The organism is Pseudomonas sp. EYE_354 (genome assembly GCF_023148575.1).
Lineage (GTDB): Bacteria > Pseudomonadota > Gammaproteobacteria > Pseudomonadales > Pseudomonadaceae > Aquipseudomonas.
The window spans coordinates 1-696 of record NZ_JAHXNQ010000039.1; the positions used below are offsets into that span (position 1 = coordinate 1).

2 protein-coding genes are annotated in these 696 nt (G+C 50.9%); both read right to left on the reverse strand.

The window, feature by feature from the left end; genetic code table 11:
* Positions 1-111 precede the first annotated feature (111 nt).
* A complete protein-coding gene (locus tag KZX66_RS26335) occupies positions 112-333 on the reverse strand; it encodes a hypothetical protein (RefSeq protein WP_248084124.1) in 222 nt (73 codons plus the stop codon).
* A 151-nt stretch (positions 334-484) separates the two neighbouring features.
* Positions 485-696 (reverse strand): transposase (locus KZX66_RS26340; protein WP_248084126.1); only part of this gene is annotated, 212 nt, incomplete at its 5' end.

Genomic DNA, 696 nt, shown 5'->3' on the forward strand with positions numbered 1-696 from the left:
GGGATATCAGCCATTTTTTGATGCACCGATACAACTGGATTCGACCGCACCAATTTAATGGTGGGCTGCCACCGGCTCAGGCCGAAAAAAAACTTAACGTCGTGTCCGGGATTAGTTGACCACTACAGTATGGTTGCCTACATCAACTCGATAGCCACCCTTGCCGCTGAATAAACCGGTTTGCTCCTGCACGCTTTCGTATTTAGAGTCGATCTTGCTTTTGCTGATGCTAAGCGAACCGCTACCGGTCATGGTGCCAAAGGTGAAGCTTGCGCCCCCGCTGATATCAGTCTGTTTGGATTTGTAATCATCAGAATCCTGCAGGCTTTGCAACGTAAGGGATGGTCTGAAGTAGGCCGCTATTTTTCGACTGCTGAGCCATAGGCGCTTTCAAAAAACGGCAGCCGTTCAAAACCGATCACATCTGCCGCCTATTCCATCCATTTTTTCCGCTGAACGCTCCTCGCAGCAGCTATTTCCCTCATTACGGACGCACCTCTCCTGCGCTGGAGAGCAAATATCGACGCGCCATCCAAAGGTTCGACAGGGCGAACAGCGTCACCATCTGAGCAGTGTTTTTCACCAAGCCTCGGAAACGCATTTTCGTATAACCAAACTGACGCTTGATCACTCGAAATGGATGCTCAACCTTGGCGCGAACCTGGGCCTTGGCTTTCTCGATCTTGCGCATCGCTT